The organism is Thauera sp., from assembly GCF_047601425.1.
Lineage (GTDB): Bacteria > Pseudomonadota > Gammaproteobacteria > Burkholderiales > Rhodocyclaceae > Thauera.
In genome coordinates this window covers 1,400,845-1,421,447 of sequence record NZ_JASGJL010000001.1, presented here as the reverse complement: position 1 = coordinate 1,421,447, position 20,603 = coordinate 1,400,845, and the positions used below count along the sequence as shown (strand labels likewise).

17 protein-coding genes are annotated in these 20,603 nt (G+C 66.9%); 7 read left to right on the top strand and 10 right to left on the bottom strand.

The genetic code is table 11. The features are described from left to right. Positions 1-15: 15 nt before the first annotated feature. Both sufB and QM748_RS06915 read right to left on the bottom strand, forming a co-directional pair. A complete protein-coding gene (gene sufB / locus QM748_RS06920; RefSeq protein ID WP_415246286.1) occupies positions 16-1,524 on the bottom strand; it encodes a Fe-S cluster assembly protein SufB in 1,509 nt (502 codons plus the stop codon). Between the two features lie 18 nt (positions 1,525-1,542). Next, a complete protein-coding gene (locus tag QM748_RS06915) occupies positions 1,543-2,022 on the bottom strand; it encodes an SUF system Fe-S cluster assembly regulator (protein ID WP_415246285.1) in 480 nt (159 codons plus the stop codon). 186 nt (positions 2,023-2,208) lie between these two features. On the opposite strand from QM748_RS06915, the gene QM748_RS06910 reads away from it, so the two are divergent. Together QM748_RS06910 and QM748_RS06905 are read left to right on the top strand one after the other, a co-directional pair. After that, positions 2,209-2,397 carry a hypothetical protein gene (locus QM748_RS06910; protein ID WP_415246284.1) on the top strand — a complete coding sequence of 63 codons (189 nt, stop codon included), beginning with the start codon at positions 2,209-2,211 and terminating at the stop codon, positions 2,395-2,397. Further along, complete coding sequence (locus tag QM748_RS06905) at positions 2,390-2,941, top strand: sterol desaturase family protein (RefSeq protein ID WP_415246283.1); 552 nt, start codon at positions 2,390-2,392, stop codon at positions 2,939-2,941. The genes QM748_RS06910 and QM748_RS06905 overlap by 8 nt, the downstream gene beginning before the upstream one ends. An 18-nt stretch (positions 2,942-2,959) precedes the next feature. On the opposite strand, the gene QM748_RS06900 is transcribed toward QM748_RS06905, so the two are convergent. The 5 genes from QM748_RS06900 to QM748_RS06880 form a co-directional block, all read right to left on the bottom strand. After that, positions 2,960-3,343 (bottom strand): DUF423 domain-containing protein, encoded by a 384-nt coding sequence (locus QM748_RS06900; RefSeq protein ID WP_415246282.1) that lies wholly within the window; start codon positions 3,341-3,343, stop codon positions 2,960-2,962. Between the two features lie 177 nt (positions 3,344-3,520). Further along, complete coding sequence (locus QM748_RS06895; RefSeq protein WP_415246281.1) at positions 3,521-4,861, bottom strand: Glu/Leu/Phe/Val family dehydrogenase; 1,341 nt, start codon at positions 4,859-4,861, stop codon at positions 3,521-3,523. 43 nt (positions 4,862-4,904) lie between these two features. Further along, the gene (gene putA / locus QM748_RS06890) at positions 4,905-8,636 is read right to left on the bottom strand and encodes a trifunctional transcriptional regulator/proline dehydrogenase/L-glutamate gamma-semialdehyde dehydrogenase (RefSeq protein ID WP_415246280.1); all 3,732 of its coding nucleotides are present in this window, start codon (positions 8,634-8,636) and stop codon (positions 4,905-4,907) included. Positions 8,637-8,772: 136 nt separating this feature from the next. After that, positions 8,773-10,275 (bottom strand): sodium/proline symporter PutP, encoded by a 1,503-nt coding sequence (putP, locus tag QM748_RS06885; protein WP_415246279.1) that lies wholly within the window; start codon positions 10,273-10,275, stop codon positions 8,773-8,775. A gap of 303 nt (positions 10,276-10,578) precedes the next feature. Then, positions 10,579-11,532, bottom strand: coding sequence for an ornithine cyclodeaminase family protein (locus QM748_RS06880; RefSeq protein ID WP_415246278.1), 954 nt, complete (start codon positions 11,530-11,532; stop codon positions 10,579-10,581). Between the two features lie 147 nt (positions 11,533-11,679). On the opposite strand from QM748_RS06880, the gene QM748_RS06875 reads away from it, so the two are divergent. After that, positions 11,680-12,273: a helix-turn-helix domain-containing protein gene (locus QM748_RS06875; protein WP_415246277.1), complete on the top strand. Its 594-nt coding sequence runs from the start codon at positions 11,680-11,682 to the stop codon at positions 12,271-12,273. An 8-nt stretch (positions 12,274-12,281) separates the two neighbouring features. Here the strand turns inward: QM748_RS06875 and dtd are convergent, their stop codons facing one another. Then, positions 12,282-12,731 carry a D-aminoacyl-tRNA deacylase gene (dtd, locus tag QM748_RS06870; RefSeq protein WP_415246276.1) on the bottom strand — a complete coding sequence of 150 codons (450 nt, stop codon included), beginning with the start codon at positions 12,729-12,731 and terminating at the stop codon, positions 12,282-12,284. Positions 12,732-12,814: 83 nt separating this feature from the next. After that, complete coding sequence (locus tag QM748_RS06865; protein WP_415246275.1) at positions 12,815-14,086, bottom strand: O-acetylhomoserine aminocarboxypropyltransferase/cysteine synthase family protein; 1,272 nt, start codon at positions 14,084-14,086, stop codon at positions 12,815-12,817. A gap of 245 nt (positions 14,087-14,331) precedes the next feature. Here QM748_RS06865 and QM748_RS06860 point away from each other — a divergent pair, with 245 nt between their 5' ends. The 4 genes from QM748_RS06860 (at position 14,332) to QM748_RS06845 (ending at position 19,707) form a co-directional block, all read left to right on the top strand. After that, the gene (locus QM748_RS06860) at positions 14,332-15,411 is read left to right on the top strand and encodes a tartrate dehydrogenase (RefSeq protein WP_415246274.1); all 1,080 of its coding nucleotides are present in this window, start codon (positions 14,332-14,334) and stop codon (positions 15,409-15,411) included. Between the two features lie 109 nt (positions 15,412-15,520). Further along, positions 15,521-16,720, top strand: coding sequence for a heme d1 biosynthesis radical SAM protein NirJ (gene nirJ, locus QM748_RS06855; protein WP_415246273.1), 1,200 nt, complete (start codon positions 15,521-15,523; stop codon positions 16,718-16,720). Positions 16,721-16,797: 77 nt separating this feature from the next. Continuing rightward, entirely contained in the window at positions 16,798-18,378 is a 1,581-nt protein-coding gene (locus tag QM748_RS06850) for a cytochrome D1 domain-containing protein (protein WP_415246272.1), read from the top strand. Positions 18,379-18,519: 141 nt separating this feature from the next. Then, positions 18,520-19,707 (top strand): NnrS family protein, encoded by a 1,188-nt coding sequence (locus QM748_RS06845; protein ID WP_415246271.1) that lies wholly within the window; start codon positions 18,520-18,522, stop codon positions 19,705-19,707. Positions 19,708-19,833: 126 nt separating this feature from the next. Here QM748_RS06845 and QM748_RS06840 read toward each other — a convergent pair whose 3' ends face one another. Beyond that, entirely contained in the window at positions 19,834-20,601 is a 768-nt protein-coding gene (locus tag QM748_RS06840; RefSeq protein ID WP_415246270.1) for a Crp/Fnr family transcriptional regulator, read from the bottom strand. Positions 20,602-20,603 lie beyond the last annotated feature (2 nt).

The window sequence follows — 20,603 nt, the reverse complement described above, 5'->3', positions numbered from 1 at the left end:
TTCTCCCTGTTTCACTCAGCCGACGCTGCCTTCGAGGCTCACGCCCAGCAATTTCTGCGCTTCCACCGCGAACTCCATCGGCAGTTCCTTGAACACCTCGCGGCAGAAGCCATTGACGATCATCGATACCGCATCCTCGGCGCTGATGCCGCGCTGCATCGCGTAGAACAGCTGGTCTTCGCCGATGCGCGAGGTGGTGGCCTCGTGCTCGATGCGGGCGGTCGGGTTGCGCGCTTCGATGGTCGGGAAGGTGTGCGCCGCGCAGCGGTCGCCGATCAGCAGCGAATCGCACTGGGTGTAGTTGCGCGCGCCTTCGGCCCTCGGCGTGACCCGCACCAGGCCGCGGAAAGTGTTGCTGCCGCGGCCGGCCGAGATCCCCTTCGAGAGGATGGTGCTGCGGGTGTTGCGGCCCATGTGGATCATCTTGGTGCCGGTGTCGGCCTGCTGCAGGTTGTTGGTCAGCGCCACCGAATGGAAGTCGCCCACCGAGTCGTCGCCGCGCAGGATCACGCTCGGGTACTTCCAGGTGATCGCCGAGCCGGTCTCTACCTGCGTCCAGGAAATGTGCGAGCGCGCACCGCGGCAGTCGCCGCGCTTGGTGACGAAGTTGTAGATGCCGCCCTTGCCGTCCTTGTCGCCGGGGTACCAGTTCTGCACGGTGGAATACTTGATCTTGGCGTCGTCGAGCGCGATCAGTTCCACCACCGCGGCATGGAGCTGGTTCTCGTCGCGCATCGGCGCGGTACAGCCTTCGAGATAGCTGACCGAAGCGCCTTCCTCGGCGATGATCAGCGTGCGCTCGAACTGGCCGGTGTCGCGCGCATTGATGCGGAAGTAGGTGGACAGCTCCATCGGGCACTTGACGCCCTTGGGGATGAAGACGAAGGAGCCGTCCGAGAACACCGCCGAATTGAGCGCGGCATAGAAGTTGTCGCCCGGCGGCACCACGCTGCCGAGGTATTGGCGCACCAGCTCGGGGTGTGTCTTCACCGCCTCGGAGAAGGAGCAGAAGACGATGCCGTGCTCGCCCAGTTCCTTCTGGAAGGTGGTCGCGACCGATACCGAGTCGAACACTGCATCCACCGCCACGCCCGCCAGCCGGGCGCGCTCGTGCAGCGGCACGCCGAGCTTCTCGAAAGTGCGCAGCAGTTCGGGATCGACTTCGTCCAGGCTCTTCGGCCCGTCCTTCTTCGACTTCGGTGCCGAGTAATAGACGATGTCCTGGAAATCGACCGGCGGGAAGCTCACCGCGGCCCAGGTCGGCGGTCTCATCGTCAGCCAGCGGCGATAGGCTTCCAGGCGCCAGTCGAGCAGCCAGTCCGGCTCGCCCTTGCGCGCCGAGATCGTGCGCACGATGTCCTCGGACAAGCCCTTGGGAATGGTGTCGGTTTCGAGCCGGGTCTCGAAGCCAGCCGTGTAGTCCTGTTCGAGGAAGGCGCCGAGGGCGTCGCCGCGCGTGGTGGCAGAGGCGGTCGCCGGAGGGGCGGTGACTGGGGAGGGGGTGGCAGAGCTTGGGGCGTTCATCTCGGTTTCTCCTGTCGTTCAGCCCGGGTGGCGTACCAGGCGGCCGGGGCCGAGCACACGCTGGCCGGCGGGGGAAGAGGTGTCGGTAAACCTGGGCGGCGGCGTCATCTCGGCGATGCTCACGCCCTGCAGGGCCTCGCGCACCACGGTGTTGATGCGCAGCCAGCTGTCGCGGATGCGACAGCCCGTTTCCAGCATGCAGGTGCCGCTGCCGGCACTGCATTCGGTCAGCCCGAAAGGCTGGTCCTCCAGCGCATCGACGATGTCGGCGATGCTGATCTGATCGGGCGGCCGCGACAGCAGGTAGCCGCCGCGCGTGCCGCGCTGGCTGACCACCAGCCCGTGCCGCCCCAGCGCCTTCAGGACCTTGCTGACGGTGGCCAGGCCGAGGCCGAGGGCGTCGGCCAGTTCGGTGGCGCTGACGACCTGCGCCGGCGTCGCCGCCATGTGGGTGGCGATCAAGGTTCCGTAGTCGGTGAGTTTGCTGATCCGTAGCATGATGAAGGGCCTCCGGGGTGGCCTTGCTGTCTGGCGTGCTTAAACTGTACTAAATTAGTCCTGTATTTGCAAGACGGCACCACAGGCCGGGCCAGCGGTCGAAGAATGCACGGGAACTGCCGCCTGGATGGCGCATGGATGCGTCGGCAGGCCTATGATGCAAAAGAATGGGCAGGAGGAAGACTCATGGAATTGGAAGTGGGCCGGGTCTATCCGGTGCGGCTGTGCAGTGGCGAAATCCGCGCCTGGCGCTTCGACGGCCGGGATGGCCGCGGCGTTGCCTGGTGGCACGACACCGAGACCGGCACCGGCTTCAACGAGTCGGGCGTGCTCTACGCCTGGGAATTGCTGCCGGAGGGAGAGAACGATGGCTGAGCCGTGGTGGATTCGTGTCGCGCTGCCGTTTCCTGCTTCGCTGGTCCTGCCGGCGCTTGGTCTGGGCGCCGTCTGGCTGACGTGGCCGCAGGCGGCCGGCACGGGGGTGCTGGTGCTGGCGGTGCTTGCCGGGCTGGCGGCCTGGACGCTGGTCGAATACCTGCTGCACCGCTTCTTCATGCACGGCGTCGAACCATTTACCGCGTGGCATCTGCAGCATCATCACAAGCCGCTGGAGCCGCTGCGGGTTCCTGTCGCATTCAGCCTGGGGCTGGTGCTGGCCTTGCTCGGCCTGCCCTTGCTCGTCCTGGGGCCGGACAGCCTGGCGGCCCCTTTCTCGGCTGGCCTGCTGCTCGGCGACATCATGCAGGAGAGCGTGCACCAGCGCTTGCATGGACATGAGTTGAGCGGCCATTGGCTGCCGTATCTGCGCGAGCATCACGCCTGGCATCACTTCAAGGACGAAAGCCTGGCTTTCGGCACGCTGACTGATTTCTGGGACCGCTGCTTCGGAACCTGTCCGCCGCCGAAGCAGGACACTTGATCCAGGGGGCCGGGGCGCTCAGGAGCGGCGGCCGGCTCCTCGCAGCGCCTGCCAGGCGAGCACGATCCAGCCCACGATCATCAGGCTGCCGCCGATCGGCGTCACCGCTCCCAGCCAGCGCGGTCCGCCCAGCGCCATCAGGTACAGCGTGCCGGCGAAGATCACGGTGCCCGCCGTCAGCAATGCCGCAGGCAGCAGGCTGCGCGGCAGCCGGGCCGCCCCCAGCGCGATCAGGCCGACCGCATGCCACATCTGGTATTGCACCGCCGTCTGCCACCAGGTCAGCGCATTGGCGTCGAGCAGGCTGCGCAGGCCGTGTGCGCCGAAGGCACCGAACGCGACGCCGAGCGCAGCGAGCAGGGCACCGGCGAAGAGGGGGAAGCGTGGGAGGGCGGGGTGCATGAGCTGGTTGAAGCGGAGAAGCTGAGGGCGGCTACTGTAAACCCAAAGAGCATCTTCTGCGGTGCCGGGCGAATCATTGAGTGGGGAAATAAGATCGGGCGTGATGCCGGAAACCGGCAGCACGCCCGAATCCTGCTCAGCCCAGCGATGTCACGCGGGCTGCCTCGCAGGAAGACATCACGGATACAGCCCGCGCAGTTCGCGCGCCTGCAGGATGCGCGAGCATGCGACGATGAAGGTCGCGGTGCGCAGCGTGACCTTGTGGTGCTGGGCCACTTCCCAGATGCTGTGGAAGGCGTCCTGCATGATCTTGACCAGGCGCTGGTTGATCTCCTCCTCGGTCCAGAAGAAGCTGGAGAAGTCCTGCACCCATTCGAAGTAGCTCACCGTCACGCCGCCGGCGTTGGCGAGCACGTCGGGCAGCACCAGCACGCCGCGCTCGCGCAGGATGTCGTCGGCGGTCGGCGTGGTCGGGCCGTTGGCGCCTTCGATCACCAGCTTGGCGCGGATGCGCGGGGCGGTGTCCTTGTTGATCTGGCCTTCGAGCGCGGCTGGGATCAGGATGTCGCAATCGACGCCCCAGAATTCGTCGTCGGCCATCGAGTCGGCCTCGGCGAAGCCCTTGACGCCGCCGCTCTGGCGCACGTGGGCGAGCAGCGCATCCACGTTCAGGCCGCTGTCGCGGTACACCGTGCCGGTGTGATCCTGCACCGCGACCACCTTGGCGCCCGCGTCGGCGAACAGCTTGCCGGCGATGCCGCCGACGTTGCCGAAGCCCTGCACCGCCACGCGCGCGCCTTCGATGGACAGGCCGGTCAGCCTGGCCGCTTCCACGCCCACGGTGAACACGCCGCGCCCGGTGGCCTCGCGCCGGCCCAGCGAGCCGCCCAGCTCGATCGGCTTGCCGGTAACCACGCCGGTGGCGGTGGCGCCGGTGTTCATCGAGTAGGTATCCATCATCCAGGCCATGACCTTCTCGTTGGTGTTCACGTCCGGGGCCGGGATGTCCTTGGTCGGGCCGATGATCAGGCCGATCTCGCTGGTGTAGCGGCGCGCGACCTTTTCCAGCTCGTTCTGCGAGTACTGGCGCGGGTCGATGCGGATGCCGCCCTTGGCGCCGCCATAGGGGACGTTGACCGCGGCGTTCTTGATCGACATCCATGCCGACAGCGCCATCACCTCGGACAGGGTCACGTCCTGGTGGAAGCGCACGCCGCCCTTGCCGGGGCCGCGCGAGAGGTTGTGCTGGACGCGGTAGCCCTCGAAGTGGGCGATGGTGCCGTCGTCGAGTTCGATCGGGATGTCGACGATCAGCGCGCGCTTGGGCCGCTTCAGCGTTTCCACCCACTTGGCCAGATGGCCGAGGTAGGGCGTGACGCGGTCAACCTGCTGCAGGTAGATGCCCCAGGGGCCGAGATGTTCGGGGTCCAGGTAGGACGGCAGGGCATGGGTGGCGTGCTTGGGCGCGATGCGCTTGCCGGCGTGGGGCGAATGGTCGGGCGTGGCTGAATCAGTCATGTCTTCCTCCTCCTTTGGATGGGTGACCTCGGGTGCTGCAAAATCACTGCATCGTCATCAACGATGCGTTACCGCCGGCTGCGGCGGTGTTGACGCTGGTCACGCGCTCGATGACGAGCCGTTCCAGCGCTATCGTGTCGTCGCCGGCCTGGCGGACGGTAACGCTGATGATCGCACCCGGACGCACCGCCAGTTCGGCCAGCACACGGCGCAGGTCCGCTTCGCCGCCGTGATGCAGCACCGCGTCGAATTCGGCGGCGGCGGACGATTCCGCCAGCACGACCTGCTGCTGCACGGCGGCCGGCAGGCGGCGATGCAGGGCCGCGGCCCGGGCATTGCCCTTGAGCCAGACCGCGCGGCTGCCGACGGCCAGCACCGCGGCAAGTTGCGCCAGCAGTTCGCCCTCGTCGTCGGCCAGGCACAGCACGGCTTCGCGCGGCAGCACGCGGTAAACGTTGCGCTCGCCGGTGGGACCGGGCAGTTCGTACTGCGCGCCACTGAAGAAGGGCATCGGCGCGGTGAAGGGCAGGTTCTGGCTGCGGCACCATGCCGACAGTTCCTGCAGCGCCGGCGTGGCCGCGGCAGCCTGGATGGCCGACACCGTGCCGAAGGGCGCGGCCAGGGCCGGGTCGGGGCGTGCCGACAGCAGCCGGTACAGATAAAGCGGGCCGCCCGCCTTGGGACCGGTGCCCGACAGGCCTTCGCCGCCGAAAGGCTGGACCCCGACCACGGCGCCGACGATGTTGCGATTGACGTAGAGGTTGCCGACGTGGGCCGTCGCCGTGACCTGGGCGATGGTTTCGTCGATGCGGGTGTGCAGGCCCATGGTCAGGCCGTAGCCCAGGCCATTGAGCCGGTCCAGCAGCTTCGGCAGGTCCTCGCGGCGGTAGCGCACCACGTGCAGCACCGGCCCGAACACCTCGCGGGTGAGATCGGCGAGGTCGGGCAGCTCGATCAGCGTCGGCGGGATGAAGGTGCCTTCGTCGGCGCTGGCATCGCGCTGGCAGAGCTGGTGGACTGGGCGTCCCTTGCTCCGCAAGCCGTCGATGTGGCGCTGGATGCCTTGCTGCGCTTCGGCGTCGATGACGGGGCCGATGTCATTGAACAGCTGTTCCGGGTTGCCCAGGCGCAGCTCGGCCATCGCACCCTTGAGCATGGTCAGCAAGCGCTCGGCCGCTTCTTCCTGCACGCACAGCACGCGCAGGGCCGAGCAGCGCTGGCCGGCGCTGTCGAAGGCGGAGGAGAGCACATCGATGACGACCTGCTCGGTCAGTGCCGAGGAGTCCACGATCATCGCGTTCTGGCCGCCGGTTTCGGCGATCAGCGGAATCGGCTGGCCGCCGGGCGACAGGCGCTGGGACAGCGTGCGCTGCAGCAGGCGCGCGACTTCGGTCGAACCGGTGAACATCACGCCTTGCACGCGGGTATCGCCGGTCAGTTGGGCGCCCACCGTCTCGCCGCGGCCGGGCAGCAGCTGCAGCGCGGCGCGCGGAATGCCGGCTTCGTGCAGCAGCTGCACCGCGCGCGCCGCCACCAGCGGCGTCTGTTCAGCCGGCTTGGCCAGCACGGTGTTGCCCGCGGCCAGCGCGGCGGCGACCTGGCCGGTGAAGATCGCCAGCGGGAAGTTCCACGGGCTGATGCATACCACCGGGCCGAGCGGGCGGTGGGTGGTATTGTCGAACTGGGCCTGCACCTGGGCCGAGTAGTAGCGCAGGAAGTCCACCGCCTCGCGGACTTCGGCGATGGCGTTGGCGTAAGTTTTGCCCGCTTCGCGCACCAGCACGCCCATCAGCGGCTGCAGTTGCGCTTCCATCAGGTCGGCGGCACGCTGCAGGGCGGCGGCACGGTCGGTTGCGGGCACCGCAGCCCAGCGCGGCGCCTCTTCGAGTGCGCCCTGCAAGGCGGCTTCGACTTCTGCCGAGCTGGCTTCGCGCACCGTGCCGACCTGGTCGGCGTGGCAGGATGGGTTGAGCACCGGTTCGACAGTGGCTGCTGCGGATGCAGCCAGGTCAGCGGCAATCAGCGGTTCGGCGCGCAGACTGCCGGCAGCCGTGGCCTGCAGGGTTTCGGACAGTTTCAGCAACACCTGGTCGTTGGCGAGATCCAGGCCGGCGGAGTTGGTGCGTGCCGGGCCGTAGAGTTTGCGCGGCGCGGCGATGCCAGGGTGGGGCAGGCCGAGCGCACCTTCCTTGACGGCCATCGCCTCGACCTGTTCGATCGGGTTCTTCACCAGGTCCTCGAGCGGGATGCCGTCATCGGAAATCTGGTTGACGAAGGAAGTGTTGGCGCCGTTTTCCAGCAGGCGGCGCACCAGGTAGGCGAGCAGCGTCTCGTGCGTGCCGACCGGTGCATAGATGCGGCAGGGGCGGCCGAGCTTGCCCTCGGCCACCGGGCCGACGACCTGTTCGTAGAGCGGTTCGCCCATGCCGTGCAGGCACTGGAATTCGTACTGGCCGGGCTGCCAGGTGGTCGGTTCGGCCAGTTCATAGACGGTGGCCAGCGTCTGCGCGTTGTGGGTGGCGAACTGCGGGTAGATCGCATCGGGTGCGGCCAGCAGCTTGCGTGCGCAGGCGATGTAGGACACGTCGGTGTAGGGCTTGCGGGTATAGACCGGGAAATCTTCCATGCCCGCTTCCTGGGCGCGCTTGATCTCGCTGTCCCAGTACGCGCCCTTGACCAGGCGGATCATCAGCCGGTGGCCGCTGCGGCGGGCGAGGTCGATCAGCCAGTCGATGACGTGGGGGCAGCGCTTCTGGTAGGCCTGGATGACGAAGCCGATGCCCTTCCAGCCCTGCAGACCGGGTTCGTGGCAGAGCTTTTCGAGCATGTCGAGCGACAGTTCCAGGCGGTCGGTTTCCTCGGCGTCGATGTTCAGGCCGATGTCGTACTGTTTTGCCAGCAGAGCCAGCTTCAGCACCACCGGATACAGCTCGGCCATCACCCGTTCCACCTGGGCGCGGGCGTAGCGGGGATGCAGTGCCGACAGCTTGATCGAGATGCCAGGACCTTCGTAGACGCCGCGGCCGTTCGAGGCCTTGCCGATGGCGTGGATGGCCTGCTCGTAGTCGTTCAGGTAGCGCCTGGCGTCTTCAGCCGTCAGCGCGGCTTCGCCCAGCATGTCGTAGGAGTAGCGGAAGCCCTTGGCTTCGAGCGCCTGGGCATGGGCCAGCGCTTCGGCCATGGTCTCGCCGGTGACGAACTGCTCGCCCATCATCCGCATCGCCATGTCCACGCCCTTGCGGATCAGCGGCTCGCCGCCGCGCGCGATCAGCTTGCCCAGCGCGTTGGACATGCCGCTTTCGCTATGGGTGGCGACCAGCTTGCCGGTCAGCATCAGGCCCCAGGCGGCGGCATTGACGAACATCGACGGGCTCTGGCCGACGTGGCCCTTCCAGTTGCCGTGGCTGATCTTGTCGCGGATCAGCGCATCGCGGGTGCCGACGTCGGGGATGCGCAGCAGCGCTTCGGCCAGGCACATCAGCGCGATGCCTTCCTGCGAGGACAGCGAGAACTCCTGCAGCAGCCCCTGCACCAGGCCGGACTTGCCGCCGCTGGACTTGCGGTTGCGCAAGGCGCCGGCGATGCGCAGCGCGAGGTCGTGGCTGCGCTTGGCCAATGCCGGCGGCAGGCGGGCCTGGTCGAGCAGCCAGGGAAGGGCGCTCGTCTCGGGCTTGCGCCAGGCGGCGGTGATGGCCGCGCGCAAGGGGGAGGGTTCGAGATGCGGGGTGATGTCGGCAAAGGGGGCGGCGCAGGTGAGCGATGGGTTGGCTTGCATGGCGAAACCTCGGTTCAAGGCTTGATGTTCGGGGGGCTTTGACTTCTGGCCGGAGCTGGAAGCGGGGGCGGATGGCCCCGGCACTTCCATCACCGGCATTGTGGCGCCTGCGAAGATCGCAGGCGCCGATGCGGGGTCAGGCGCGGTTGCCGGCGGGGGCGGCGACCGCCTGGCAGCTCTGGGTGAATTCCTGCTCGATTTCCTCGTTGCGCTTGTAGGTGGCGAGGCTGACGAGCGCCGTCACCACCATGCTGGTGACGAAGGCCGGCAGCAGTTCGTAGAGGCCGGTGCCCAGCGATTTCCACACGAACACCATGATCGAGCCGGACACCATGCCGGCGATGGCGCCGATGTTGGTGAGCTTGCGCCAGTACAGGCTCAGCAGCACCAGCGGGCCGAAGGCGGCACCGAAGCCGGCCCAGGCGAAACCCACCAGGCCAAGGATGTTGTCGCTGGGGTTGACCGCCAGCACTGCGGCGATGATCGACACCGCCAGCACGCCGGCACGGCCGAGCATGATCAGGGTCTGCTGGCTGGGAGCGGGCTTCTTGACGGCGCGGTAGATGTCCTCGACCAGCGCCGACGAGCAGACGATGAGCTGGCTCGACAGCGTGCTCATGATCGCCGCCAGCACCGCGGCCAGCACGAAGCCGGCGATCAGCGGGTGCAGCAGCACCTGCGACAGCAGCAGCACCACGGTTTCGGCGTCGGCCGGGGCATTGCCGAACTTGCTGAAATAGGCGATGCCGATCAGGCCGCTGCAGACTGCGCCGGCGAGCGACAGGAACTGCCAGCTCGTGCCGATGATCCGCGCGCTGCGGGCTTCCTGCGGCGTGCGCAGCGCCATGAAGCGCACGACGATGTGCGGCTGGCCGAAATAGCCCAGCCCCCAGGCCAGGCCTGAGATGATGATCAGCGTGGCTGCACCGGCCGTATGCTGGCCCGCGCCGATCAGCGACAGGTTGCCGGCGCCGACGGTCGTCACCAGGTCGGCGGTTTCGCCCATGCCGCCGACGGCCATGATCGCCACCGCCGGCACCACGATCAGTGCCACCACCATCATCAGGCCCTGCACCACGTCGGTCATCGAGGCGCCGAGGAAGCCGCCGAACAGGGTGTAGGCCAGCGTCACGGCCGTCACCAGGATCATGCCGGTCATGTAGCTGCCGCCGAAGGCGCTCTCGAAGAACTTGCCGCCGGCAACCATGCCCGACGAGGCATACAGCGTGAAGAACACCAGGATGACGATGCTGGAGATGCTGCGCAGCAGGCGCGAGTTGTCACGCAGGCGGTTCTCGAAAAAGCTCGGCAGCGTGATCGAGTTGCGCGAGATCTCGGTGTAGGCGCGCAGCCGGGGGGCAACCAGGCGCCAGTTCAGGTAGGAGCCGATGAACAGGCCCACCGCGATCCAGCCTTCGATCAGGCCGGTGGTGTAGATCGCGCCCGGCAGGCCCATGATCAGCCAGCCCGACATGTCCGAAGCGCCGGCGCTGAGCGCCGCCACCCAGGGCGGCAGGCCGCGACCGGCCAGCATGTAGCTCTCGTGATCGCTGGTCTTGAGATAGGCCAGGTAGCCGATCAGCAGCATGGCGCCGAAGTACAGCGCCAATGCGGTGTATGTATAGAGATTGCCGGACATCGTGGTGATCCTCCTGGAGTGTCTGGGCTGGAGTGGGGGGCTGTGGAAGCGCTCCGCGTCGGTCTGCAGGCATGTCCGGCCGACGGAAGTCTTGTCTGCCCGAACCCGCTGGCATGCCAGCGCAAGAAGCGCTGCGGTTCGGACAGAAGGGGGATGAAAGCAAGAGTCAGGCCATGACATTTGCGCGCCGCGATGCAGCATAAATAGGGTTTCTGGCCGCATATGCCCCGTCGATCCAAGTCTGCGCCTGCGCGTGGGCCTCGTAAAGCACTCGCCAGGTGAGGATCTTCGGGACGGGCGGAATCATGCGGACGCCGCCATGCAATGGCTGTCGTAGGCCAGCGAGGCGGCCGCGATATCTTCCAGCGCCGTGCCGACCGCCTTATAAACGGTGATCTCATCGGCAGCCGTCCTGCCCGGATGCTGGCCGCGGCACAGATCCTGCAGCGTGGCGGCGATGCGGTCGGTGGCAAAGCCGCCTTCCTTGAGGGCTTCGAGGATGTCGCCGGACTTCATCTGCGCCTCTTCGGTATCGACGAAGACCGTGCCGATGCGAAAGCACTCGGCATCGCTCTCGCGCATCGCCGGGGTGAAGCTGCCGATCAGGTCGAGGTGTGTGCCGGGCCGCAGCCATTGCCCGCGGATCAGCGGTTCGGTGGCCAGCGTCGCGCAACTGATGATGTCGGCCTGGCGTGCGGCCTGTTCCAGACCGTCGGCGCAATGCGCGTCGAAGCCGGCTTCGCGCAGCGTTTGCACCAGCCTTGTGCTGTTTGCAGGGTGGATGTCCCAGACATGCACCGTCGTGATCGGCCGCACCGCACGATAGGCTTCCGCCAGCAGGCTGGCGACGCGGCCGGCGCCGACCACCAGCAGGGTGCTCGATTCCGGCCGGCTGAGCCGGCGCGCGGCCAGCGCCGAGGCTGCGGCGGTACGGCGCGAGGTGATGACATCGCCGTCCAGCAGGGCCAGCGGCTTGCCGGTGCCGGCGTCGTACAGGATGAAGACCGAATGCAGGCCGGGCAGGCCCTGTTCCTGGTTGGTGGGGAAAATCGATACCGTCTTGACGCCCAGCCGCTTGCCCGGCTGCCATGCTGGCATCAGCAGCAGGGTGCCGATCTGCTCGCCCGCGGTATTGGCGATCGGATGGTTGTGGCGCAGCGGAACGCTGCAGCCTTCGACGAACATCTGTTCCAGCGCGGGAATGAGCCGATCGAAAGGAAGATGCTCGAGGGTCTGGGCTTGATCGAGGATAACCATGTACCCTTCGGGGGCGTTTTGATGGATCATCAAAAAACTTCGTATTCTTAAATAATTTTCTTATACGAGAATTTATTCGCGTTCTTGAGGGCTTTACATTAGGGATAACCCTAGTCTTCAGGGCGCCCCCCAAGCGGATCAACAAACGTGAACACAAAGGCGCTTTCCCCCGGCACCGAAGTCAGCGTGCTGGGCAACAAATTACGGGTTCTGCGGGGAACGGCAAGGCTGACCTTGCAGCAGCTCAGCAAGCGCACCGGGATTTCGGTATCGACGCTGTCGAAGATCGAGAACGGGCAGTTGTCGCCCACCTACGAGAAGATCGCCGCGCTGGCTTCGGGCTTGCAGGTGGAGGTCGGCGAGCTGTTTCGCGGGCCGGAGCGGCCGGCGGTGCATGCGCGGCGCAGCGTCACGCTGCGTGACCAGGGGGTGTTCCACCGGACCCGGCAGTACGAGTACGAGGTCCTGCACAGCGATCTCGTGGACAAGCGCTTCATCCCGCTGGTGACCACGATCAAGGCGCACGACACGGCCGATTTCCCGGAACTGCTGCGCCATGACGGCGAGGAGTTCATCTACGTGCTGAGCGGCACGGTGATGGTGCATACGGACTGTTATGCGCCGCTGCAACTGGTGGAAGGCGATTCCTGCTACTTCGACAGCACCATGGGCCATGTCATCGTGTCCGCTGGCCCGGATGACGCCAAGATCCTGTGGGTGAGTTCACACGTCGCGCTTTGACCGGATGCTCAGGCGGGGGGCGCAATCCGCAATGGAATCGTCACCGGCCCGTCATTGATCAGCCGGACCTTCATGTCGGCGCCGAAACGGCCGGTCTGCACCCCGGCATGGCTGGCGCGTGCCCTGGCGACGAAATGTTCGTAAAGCGCCTCGCCGGTCCGGGGATCGGCGGCATTGGTGAAACTGGGGCGATTGCCGCCGCTGGTGTCGGCCGCCAGCGTGAACTGGCTGACCACCAGCAGGCCGCCGCCGACGTCCTGCAGCGAACGGTTCATTTTTCCTGCGTCGTCGGCAAAGATGCGCAGCTTCAGGAGCTTGGTCAGCAGCTTGTCGGCTTCGGCCGGCGTGTCGCCGCGTTCGGCGCAGACCAGCGCGAGCAGGCCGGGGCCGATTTCGCCGACGGTGTCGCCATCGACGACGACGCGCGCTTCGGAGACGCGTTGAACGACTGCGAGCATCGCGGGGAGAATCCTTCAGGCCGGCGCTCCGCAGAGCGCCGGGGGCGAATGCGCCGCCATCCCGTTGGACGGCGGCACGATGGTCACACGGCGGCGAGCGCCTGTTCCAGGTCGGCGATCAGGTCGTCGATGTGCTCGATGCCGATCGACAGCCGCACCATGTCGGTCGTCACGCCGGCCTTGGCCAGTTCTTCCGGCGACAGCTGGCGGTGGGTGGTCGAGGCCGGGTGGCAGGCGAGCGACTTGGCGTCGCCGATGTTGACCAGGCGGGTGAACAGCTTCAGCGCATCCTGGAAGCGGGTGCCGCCTTCGATGCCGCCCTTGACGCCGAAGGACAGGATGCCCGAGGCGCGGCCGCCCATGTACTTCTGCACCAGGGCGTGGTCGGGGTGGTCGGGCAGGCCGGCGTAGTTCACCCATTCCACCTTGGCGTGGCCTTTCAGGTACTGCGCCACCTTCACGGCGTTGTCGCAGATGCGGTCCATGCGCAGCGCCAGGGTCTCGATGCCCTGCAGGATCAGGAAGGTGTTGAACGGCGACAGCGCCGCGCCGGTGTTGCGCAGCGGCACGGTGCGCGCACGGCCGATGAAGGCCGCCGGGCCGAGCGCCTCGGTATACACCACGCCGTGGTAGGACACTTCCGGCTCGTTCAGGCGGCGGAAGCGGGCCTTGTGCTCGGCCCACGGGAACTTGCCGGAATCGACGATCACGCCGCCGAGCGAGTTGCCATGGCCGCCCAGGTACTTGGTCAGCGCATGCACGACGATGTCGGCGCCGTGCTCGAAGGGGCGGCACAGGTAGGGCGAGGGCACGGTGTTGTCCACGATCAGCGGCACGCCGGCCTTGTGCGCGATCTCGGCCAGGCGGCCGATGTCGGTGATGTTGCCCAGCGGATTGCCGACCGATTCGCAGTAGATCGCCTTGGTGCGCCCGTCGATCAGCCCGGCGAAGCTGTCGGGGTCGCCGGAGTCGGCGAAGCGCACTTCGATGCCGAACTGGGGCAGGGTGTGGGCGAACAGGTTGTAGGTGCCGCCGTACAGCGCCGTCGCCGAGACGATGTTGTCGCCGGCTTCGGCGATGGTCTGGATCGCGTAGGTGATCGCCGACATGCCGGAAGCCACCGCCAGCGCGCCGATGCCGCCTTCCAGCTCGGCCACGCGCTCCTCGAGCACCGCGTTGGTCGGATTGGTGATGCGCGTGTAGATGTTGCCCGCCACCTTGAGGTCGAACAGGTCGGCGCCGTGCTGGGTGTCGTCGAAGGCGTAGGACGTGGTCTGGTAGATCGGCACCGCGACCGCCTTGGTCGTGGGTTCCGGCGAATAGCCGCCATGCACGGCGATGGTTTCGAGCTTCATGCGACGGGTCTCCCCTGTGGATGGATGTGTGGCGAGAGTATAGCGAGGGCGGGGCGGTATTGACGGCGGAAGAGGCTTGTCCCTCCGCGAGAGGCTGTCCGGCCGTGGCCGTCCTGGTGCCGCCGGCCTGCTTGCCGCCGGCCTGCTTGCCGCCGGCCTGCTTGCCGGCATGACAGCTTGTCCGGCTTCCTGCGGGACCTTAGGATGTGCCGGAATCATCGACCGCCCAGACAAGGAACAAGGAAATGCCCGCACTCAGGATCGCCGTCATCCCGGGAGACGGAATCGGCAAGGAAGTCATGCCCGAAGCGATGCGCGCGCTGGAGGTGCTGCAGCGGCGGCACGGCCTCGAACTGATGTTCGAGCATTTCGACTGGGCCTGCGCCGAGTACTACCAGCAGCATGGCGAGATGCTGCCGCCGGACTGGTTCGAGCGCCTGAAGGGCTTCGATGCGATCCTGTTCGGCGCCGTCGGCTGGCCCGAGGTCGTGCCGGACCACATCTCGCTGTGGGGTTCGCTGCTGAAGTTCCGCCGCGAATTCGACCAGTACATCAACCTCCGCCCGGTGCGGCTGATGCCCGGCGTGCCGTGCCCGCTGGCCGGCAAGAAGCCGGGCGACATCGACTTCCTGGTCGTGCGCGAGAATACCGAAGGCGAATACACCGACCTCGGCGGCCGCATCTACGGCGGCACCGAGCGCGAGATCGTCATCCAGGAAGCGGTGTTCTCGCGCCACGGCGTCAACCGCGTGCTCGAATACGCCTTCCAGCTTGCCGCTCGGCGCGAGCGCAAGCACCTGACATCGGCGACCAAGTCCAACGGCATCGCGATCAGCATGCCGTACTGGGACGAGCGCCTGGAGGCGGTTGCCGCCCGCCATCCCGGGGTGCGCTGGGACAAGTACCACATCGACATCCTGTCGGCGCGCTTCGTGCTGTCGCCGGAGCGCTTCGACGTGGTGGTGGCGTCCAACCTGTTCGGCGACATCCTGTCCGATCTCGGCCCCGCCTGCACCGGCACCATCGGCATCGCGCCGTCGGCCAACCTGAACCCGGAACGTCGTTTCCCCTCGCTGTTCGAGCCGGTGCATGGCTCCGCGCCGGACATCTATGGCCGCAACATCGCCAACCCGGTGGGCATGATCTGGTCGGCGGCGCTGATGCTCGAATTCCTCGGCGAGCGCCAGCCCGCCTGCGGCGTGGCGGCGCAGGAACTTCTGCGTGCGATCGAACAGGTGCTGGAGCACGGCCCGCACACGCCGGACCTGGGCGGCGTGGCGGATACGACGGTGATGGGCAAGGCGGTGGCGGACCTGCTCGGCTGATCGCGGGAGCAGGGCTGGGGCGGCGGCCTGTACCCGGCCTTCCCTTGACGCTGGTCATTTTTCCCCGCCGGGCGCTCGGCTCTAATGGGCTCCAATCAGGAGAGCCCCCATGTTCCGCATCGCCAACTTCATCCGCGAACTCGATCAGCCCACGCCCGTCGGCCCGCGCCGCAATCCGCCCGGCCCGGTGGTCATCTGGAACCTGATCCGCCGCTGCAACCTGACCTGTGAACACTGTTACTCGATCTCGGCGGACAAGGACTTCCCCGGCGAGCTGAACACGGCCGAAGTGTTCAAGGTCATGGACGACCTGAAGGCCGCGCGGGTGCCGGTGCTGATCCTGTCGGGCGGCGAGCCGCTGCTGCGGCCGGACATCTTCGACATCGCCCGCCGCGCCAAGGGCATGGGCTTCTACACCGCGCTGTCGTCCAACGGCACGCTGATCGACGCTTCGAACATCGATGCGATCGACGACATCGGCTTCGACTACGTCGGCGTCAGCCTGGATGGCATCGGCGCCACGCACGACCATTTCCGCCGCAAGCAGGGCGCTTTCGAGGCCTCGATGGCCGGCATCCGGCTGTGCCTGGAGCGCGGCATCAAGGTCGGCGTGCGCTACACCATGACCGAAGGCAATGCCCACGACCTGCCCGCGCTGCTGAAGCTGGTCGAGGACGAGGGCATCGACAAGTTCTACTTCTCCCACCTCAACTACGCCGGCCGCGGCAACAAGAACCGTGCCGGCGATGCCCGCCACCGCACCACGCGCGAGGCGATGGAGCTGCTGTTCGAGACCTGTCTGGAGCTGCACCGGCGCGGCATCGAGAAGGATTTCGTCACCGGCAACAACGATGCCGACGGGCCTTTCCTGCTGCAGTGGGTGCAGCGCCGCTTCCCCGAGCGCGCCGCCCACATCGAGGCCAAGCTGCGCCAGTGGGGCGGCAACGCCAGCGGCGTGAACGTGGCCAACATCGACAACCTCGGCATCGTGCATCCGGACACGATGTGGTGGCACGTGCCGCTGGGCGACGTGCGCAAGCGTGCCTTTGGCGAGATCTGGAACGATCTGGACAACCCGCTGCTGGCCGGGCTGAAGCAGCATCCACGTCTGCTCGAAGGCCGCTGCGGCGGCTGCCGCTACCTGGACATCTGCAACGGCAGTTCGCGCGTGCGTGCCTCGCAGATCACCGGCAACCCGTGGGCGGAAGATCCGGGCTGTTATCTGGACGACGACGAGATCGGCTTCGCCGGCGGCGGCGAGCGCGTCGTCACCACACCCTGGACGCGTATCGCGAAGGTGCCGGCATGAGAAAGAATTCCTGCGCTAGCAGCAATGCAGCGGCGCTGCCCATTGAGGGGATGTTTTCGTCCTGGGGCAGTCCGGCGATGAAGACGTCGCTGGGCGCGATCCTGTTCGGCGCCGCGATGCTGGCGGCCGGCGACGGCAACGCAGCCGACGCGGCCCGTCCCGACGTCTCCGCGCTGTACGCTCAGCACTGCGCCGCCTGCCATGCGCCTGATCGTCTCGGCGGCATGGGGCCGGCGCTGCTGCCGGACAACCTGTCCCGCCTGCGCAAGCCCGAGGCGCTGAAGATCGTCGCCGAGGGGCGCACCGCGACGCAGATGCTGGGCTTCGCCGGGCAGTTGAACAAGGACGAGATTGCCGCGCTGGTCGACTGGATCTACAGCCCGGTCGAGCCGCCGCCGCGGTGGACCGACGAAGACATTCGCGCGTCCTACATCCGGCATGTCGATCCGGCCACGCTGTCGGACAAGCCGGTGTTCGATGCCGACCCGATGAACGTCTTCCTCGTCGTCGAGGGCGGCGACCACCACGTCAGCGTGCTGGACGGCGACAAGCTCGAACCCATCCACCGCTTCCAGTCGCGCTTCGCGCTGCACGGCGGCCCGAAGTTCGCCGCCGACGGGCGCTACGTGTTCTTCGGCTCGCGCGACGGCTGGATCACCAAGTACGACCTGTGGAACCTGAAGATGGTGGCGGAGGTGAGGGCGGGCATCAACACCCGCAACGTCGCCGCGTCGCCGGACGGCCAGCACGTCGCGGTGGCCAACTATCTGCCCAATACGCTGGTGCTGCTCGACGGCGACCTGAACCTGGTCAAGACCATCGCCGCCACCGACCGCGACGGCAAGCACAGCTCGCGCGTGTCGGCGGTGTATGACGCCACGCCGCGCCAGTCCTTCATCGCCGCGCTGAAGGACGTGCCGGAAGTGTGGGAGATCAGCTACACCAAGGCGGCCGAAGACATTCCCACAGGCTTCATCCACGACTATGCGCAGAAGGAGGGCAGCTTCATCCCCGGCTACCTGAACCCGCGCCGCACCGTGCTGCAGGAAGTGCTGGACGATTTCTTCTTCACCCAGGACTATGCCGAGCTGATGGGCGCCTCGCGCGAAGGCGTCGGCCAGGTGGTCAACCTCGACATCCGCCGCAAGATCGCCGACCTGCCGCTGGACGGCATGCCGCACCTGGGTTCCGGCATCACCTGGGAGTGGACCGGCACCGACGGCAAGCCGCGCACGGTGATGGCGAGCACCAACCTGAAGGCGGGCGAAGTCACGGTGATCGACATGAAGACCTGGGAGGTCATCAAGCGCATCCCCACCCGAGGCCCCGGCTTCTTCCTGCGCAGCCACGCCAGCAGCCGCTATGCTTTCGTCGATTCGATGATGAGCCCGCAGGCCAAGCACATCCTGCAGGCCATCGACAAGCAGACGCTGGAAGTGGTCAAGGAAATCACCGGCGAACCGGGCAAGACCCTGGCCCACATCGAATTCACCCGCGACGGCCGCTATGCGCTGGCCAGCCTGTGGGAAGACGAGGGCGCGGTCATCGTCTATGACGCGCAGACCCTCGAGGAAGTGAAGCGCCTGCCGATGAGGAAACCGGTCGGCAAATACAATGTGTGGAACAAGATCACACGCGAAGAGGGCACCAGCCACTGAAACCGGTTTGCATTCGAGGCGAGGACAAGGCGCGCAGCCGCAGACAGTGCCGTGGCACGGCAAGGCTGAGCAACGCAGTCATCGCCTCGAAGTCAGGCCGGCACGAGTGCTCCCGTATCTCCCCAAACGACGATTGAAACCATGGCCCTGATCCCCCTCGAAGAACCGACCACCAAACGCATCCCGCCCGACACCTTCTCGCTGTGGGCGCTCGGCTTCCGCCCCTTCTACCTGCTGGCGGCGGCCTTCGCCGCGATTGCGGTGCCGCTGTGGGCGGTGGTCTATTCCGGTGCGCTGCAGACGCCGATCCCCGGCATGTGGTGGCATGCGCACGAGATGATCTTCGGCTTCGCGGCGGCGGTCATCATCGGCTTCCTGTTCACCGCAGCACGCAACTGGACCGGGCTGGACACGCCGGCCGGCGGCCAGTTGGCCGCCCTGGCCGCGTTGTGGCTCGCCGGGCGGCTGGCGATGGCCTTCGGCAGCGGCGCGTGGGTGGCGGTGATCGACCTCGCTTTCCTGCCGGTGGCCGCCGCGCTGCTGCTGCGCGTGCTGGTCCGCGCCAAGAGCAAGCGCAACTACTTCGTCGGCGTGCTGCCCGGCCTGCTGTCGCTGGCCAACCTGGTGTTCCACCTCGCGGTGCTGCAACTGATCGATGCCGATCCGCTGGCGGCGATGCACCTCGCGCTGGGCCTGATCGTGGTGCTGGAAACCATCATCGGCGGCCGGGTGATTCCGATGTTCACCTTCAACGTGATCCGCGGCATCAAGCAGTGGCGCGACGTTCGTCTCGACTGGGCCGCGGCCGTTTCCACCGGCATCGCGCTGCTGCTGTGGGCGACCGGGGCGGGGGCATGGGCCGCCGTGGTGTCCTTCGCCGCCGCGGTGCTGCAGCTGCTGCGCGTCGGCGGCTGGAATCCGTGGGCGACGCGTAAGGTGCCGCTGCTGTGGATCCTGCACCTGTCCTACCTGTGGATTCCGATCGGGCTGGCCCTGACCGGTTTCGCCCAGCTCGAACTGCTGCCGCGCTCTGCGGGAGTCCATGCGCTGGCGATCGGCGCCACTGGTGGCCTGATCATCGGCATGATCACCCGCACCGCGCTCGGCCACACCGGCCGCATGCTGGTGGCCGGCCCGATCGAAACCGCCGCCTACGTGGTCGTGCAACTGGCCGCGCTGGCCCGCGTGCTGACCGTGGCAGCGATTCCCGCCGGCCTGATCGGCGGCATCCATGCCGCGGCCACGCTGTGGGCGATCGGCTTCGGCCTCTACCTGTGGCGCTACACGCCCTTCCTGCTTAAGGCAAGGGTGGATGGCAAGGCAGGTTGAGGAGGGGGCGTCAAGGGTTTGTGCGGCCCACCTGGTTCTACACAACAAAAACCAGCCGATTTGGCTGGTTTTTGTTGTGTACCGCAAACCGTGCCGTTCAGCTCGAAAGCATGAGTCTGACCGTTCTCAATCCAGGCTGCCGCGTAGCTGCTCGATGTCCGGGATGTGGATGGTGCGGCCTTCGACCTCGATCAGGCCGGAACTGGTCAGTTCGTGCAGGATGCGGGAAAAGTGCTCCTGCGTCAGGTTCAGTCTCGAGGCGATGGTGCCCTTGCTGGTGGGCAGGCGGATCGAGACGCGGCCGCTGCCGTTGCATTCGCCGCTCAATTCTTCCTCGCGCAGCAGGTAGCCGATGATGCGCTCTCGGCCCGAGCGCAGCGAATAGCTTTCGACGTCGCCCATCAGGCGGTGCAGGCGCTGCGACAGGCCGGCGATGATCTTGTGGCAGAACTTCGGATCGCTGCCCATCTCCTCGAAGAACACCTGCTTGCCGATGTGCAGCAGCGTGCTGTCGGTCAGCGCCTGCGCCATCACGACGTAGGGCTTGTCCATGAACATCACCGCTTCGCCGAAGCTCTGGCCGGGGCGCAGGATGTTGACCACCTTCTCGTTGCCTTCGGACGAGGTGAAGGCGAGCTTGATCTGGCCGGACAGGATCAGATGGAAGCCGGTGCAGGCATCGCCGCGATGGAACAGGATTTCGCCCTTGGCTGCCTTCAGCTCACGCACGCCGCGGGCGAAGCGGGCGATGTCTTCACAGCTCAGGCCCTGGAACAGCGAGGCATGGCGCAGCAGCCGGCACAGGCGTTCGACCTCGGGCGTCAAGGGAGGCGCATCGGCAGGCGGGCTCGCCTCGCGCAATGCCTCCTGGCACGGGATGTCGCAATGATTCATGG